Below are 3,421 nucleotides of genomic sequence, written 5' to 3' on the forward strand. Positions count from 1 at the left end.
GAGTTCTCCCACTAACGCTAGTTTAGGAAGTAAAACCACTGCTACCACAACTATTACTGATACCCTCAGTGCTTCTGTCACCACAACTTTAGCCGCAGGTGTGGAAAATCTAACTTTAACGGGAACATCGGCTATAAATGGTACTGGTAACACCAACAATAACATCCTCAGAGGTAATAGTGCTAACAATACTCTTGCAGGTTTGAATGGTAATGATACTTATGGTTTTGTCGCCAATTCTGCTTTAGGAACGGATACGATTAGTGAAACTACAACGGGGGGAATTGATACTCTTGACTTTACTGGTACTACTGCTGCTGTCAAAGCAAATTTGGGTGTAACTGTTTCACAAACAGTTAATAGCAATCTCAAACTCATCCTCTCGGCTAATAATGTGATTGAAAACGCCACAGGTGGTACAGGTAATGACCGTCTCACTGGTAATACTCTCGATAACCTGCTTGTGGGTGGAGAAGGAAATGACCAACTGCAAGGATTAGCCGGAAATGATACCCTGTTGGGAGGATTAGGTGATGATATTCTCATAGGAGGAGTTGGTAATGATAAATATCAATTCCAAAACAGTGGAGTTTTTAACACTAGCTTAGGTGTTGATTTGATTACCGATTTTGCAGTTGGACAAGACGATATTGTACTAAGTAAAACTACATTCAATGCCATTACTAATGCTGCTGGACAAGCGTTAACCGACTTTGCTGTAGTGGCAAATGATGGGTTAGTAGATGCTAGTAATGCTCGCATTGTTTATAGTCAAGAAACTGGCAGTCTTTTCTATAACCAAAATGGTAATGTTTTGGGTGCAAGTTCAGTGTTTGAATTTGCTTATTTAAGTAATCCTAGTATTACTCTCAGCAGTAGTGATTTTCTGGTGATTGCTTAGTTTTTTTGACAACATTTGAAAACCCCTCTCCAAACCTCTCCCCTACCAGGAGAGAGGCTTAAAAACATAATTTTCAACTGCTGAATGAATAATTAAAATGTCCTCTCCGACTTGGAGAAGGTTCGTGGAGAGGTTCATCAAATTCACGGTATAGCAATTCCTATTCAAGTGAGGTGCGAAGAGTGATAATTAAACGCAGATGAACGCAGATGAACGCAGATAATTTTGTACTTCATTAGAGTCGGAAACGCTATATCATGACCGGTTAGGCTTATTACCTATCCTCATATTATGTCAATGCTCTCCTATGCAATAAATTCAGATAATCGCTGTTCTATCCAAGAATTTAGGCTTTTACCTTGTTGTCTAGCTCGTATGGCAATTGTTTTGTGTAATTGAGGGTTAATTCTGACTACAAATTTACCTGAAAATGGCTTATCTGGTTCTTCACCACGTTCTTGACAAAATGCTAAATAATCATCTACCGAATCTTGAAATGCTTGTTTTAATTCCTTGACACTACTGCCTTGAAATGTAATTACGTCTCTAATATTAATAACTTCACCGTGGAAAATTTCAGCTTCATCATCAAATTCTACTACTGCTTCGTAACCTTTATATTTCATCACCATTCAATCCCGCTTCTAATAGAAAACGTCGTATAGACTTTACCCACCTTTGTCTGTTTCTTTCTCAGAGGATGTTTGAAAAGTCTCTTATGGTGTATCAAATATTTTTAGATCCCCCTAAATCCCCCTTAAAAAGGGGGGACTTTGAATCTAGTTCCCCCCTTAATAAGGGGGGTTAGGGGGGATCTAGAAGTGTTGAAAATAACCATCTCAAACTTTTAAAACAACCTCTCAGGATGTGGCCTATGGAAAACTGACCTCACCCCATTGAAAGCAATTCTCACTCTTGAACCTGAACCCTCTGTGACTTCTGCTCCCAATGGTAAAAACAAACTTTCAATATCTGTCCACGGTATGTTTGCTCTGACTGGGTTCTCAAAAATGTCTTGGAGTGTTTTTTGGTGTTTGTTGTTTAGTTCCATTTATATAGTATCACTTTCTGATACTATTATCCATGAAGGTGGGTACATATTGATCAAGATTTATGAATGGCAAATATAAGCCTTGTTTGAGCTTTTTTGCCATTTTATGGCTATTCTCGGTAAGTATAAAAAATATAGCTATTTTCCCAAAATATACTAATTGCTTGTCAAAATTAAACAGGGCTAAGATGTATAAAACTTATACAAGCCCTATTTTATGAATACTTTACTCAACGATGCCCTAACGCTGACATACAATCAACTGAGCGCCTTTTCTGGTTTAGATAACTTCTGGCAGGTTTTTGATACTGCTTTTGGTACACAATACGACCACAGTGCAGCGGAAATTCTACGTTTACAGTGGCAAGCTGGAGATTTTAGTCAACTTCCAGAAATAGAAATTATTGATAGTAGCATTCTTGGTGGTGCAAACGGCGCTTATGCCAGCAGCAAGAATAAGATTTATCTATCAAATACCTTTGTTGCAAATGCCACATCAGCAGCTATTAGTGCAGTTCTGTTAGAAGAAATTGGACATTTTGTAGATGATCAAATTAATCTAACGGATAGTGCCGGAGATGAAGGAGCGATTTTTGCTGAGTTGGTGCAGGGTAAAAGTCTGGATGCTTCAACCTTAGAGGCTTTGCAAGCAGAGGATGATTCAGCAATTATTAATCTCGATGGAGAAAGAGTTTTAGTAGAGCAAGCAAATTATACGGGAACTAACGGGAATGATATTATTACAGGAACTTCTGGCAATGACACTATTAGTTCCTTACGGGGACAAGACTATGTTGATGGTGGAGAAGGTGACGACCTATTAATTATCGACTATTCCAGCAACACCTATGCAGGCACAACAACTTACCTGGCTGGGATTGATAGCTATATTTATGACAATGGTGTAGGAGGATGGAATGGTTACTTATATGCCTATATCAACAGCAGTGGTAACTATGACGCAGTTGACTTTTACGACATTGAACGCTTCCAAATTACAGGCACAAACTTCAATGACACCTTTGACATAGGCGGTGATGAAGCCTTCACCATAGATGGTGGCGCAGGCACAGACACTATCAATTATGCCGACTTTAGTAGTTTCACCACAAATTTAACCGTTAATAACAGTGGTGGCACATTTACAGAAAGCAACGGTACAGTTGTCAAAAACGTAGAACGGTTTGCAAACCTGACCACAGGTACAGGCAACGATACAATTACCTTTACTGGCAGGTTTGATGAAAGCATTGATACTGGTGATGGCAATGATAGCATCAGTGTTGGACAAGGATACGATTACGTCTATGGTGGAGAAGGTGACGACCTATTAATTATCGATTATTCCAGCAACACCTATGCAGGCACAACAACTTACCTGGCTGGGATTGATAGCTATATTTATGACAATGGTGTAGGAGGATGGAATGGTTACTTATATGCCTATATCAACAGCAGTGGTAACTATG

At 39.1% G+C, this 3,421-nt stretch carries 3 protein-coding genes; 2 read left to right on the forward strand and 1 reads right to left on the reverse strand.

The genetic code is table 11. The annotated features are described in order from the left end of the window. On the forward strand, positions 1–901 hold a 901-nt coding region (locus A0J48_RS26110; protein ID WP_200327486.1), incomplete at its 5' end, for a M10 family metallopeptidase C-terminal domain-containing protein. A gap of 305 nt (positions 902–1,206) precedes the next feature. Here the strand turns inward: A0J48_RS26110 and A0J48_RS26115 are convergent. Further along, a complete protein-coding gene (locus A0J48_RS26115; RefSeq protein ID WP_200327487.1) occupies positions 1,207–1,527 on the reverse strand; it encodes a type II toxin-antitoxin system HicB family antitoxin in 321 nt (106 codons plus the stop codon). Between the two features lie 642 nt (positions 1,528–2,169). Between A0J48_RS26115 and A0J48_RS26120 the strand changes: the two genes are divergently transcribed. Next, positions 2,170–3,421: calcium-binding protein (locus A0J48_RS26120; RefSeq protein WP_459213939.1), on the forward strand; the 1,252-nt coding region annotated here is incomplete at its 3' end.

This window comes from Sphaerospermopsis aphanizomenoides BCCUSP55, assembly GCF_001586785.1.
Lineage (GTDB): Bacteria > Cyanobacteriota > Cyanobacteriia > Cyanobacteriales > Nostocaceae > Sphaerospermopsis_A > Sphaerospermopsis_A aphanizomenoides_A.

What these genes read in the sequence shown, in the direction of transcription:
- A0J48_RS26115 (WP_200327487.1), bottom strand. Translation starts at nt 1,527, where the DNA reads ATGAAATATAAAGGTTACGAAGCAGTAGTAGAATTTGATGATGAAGCT.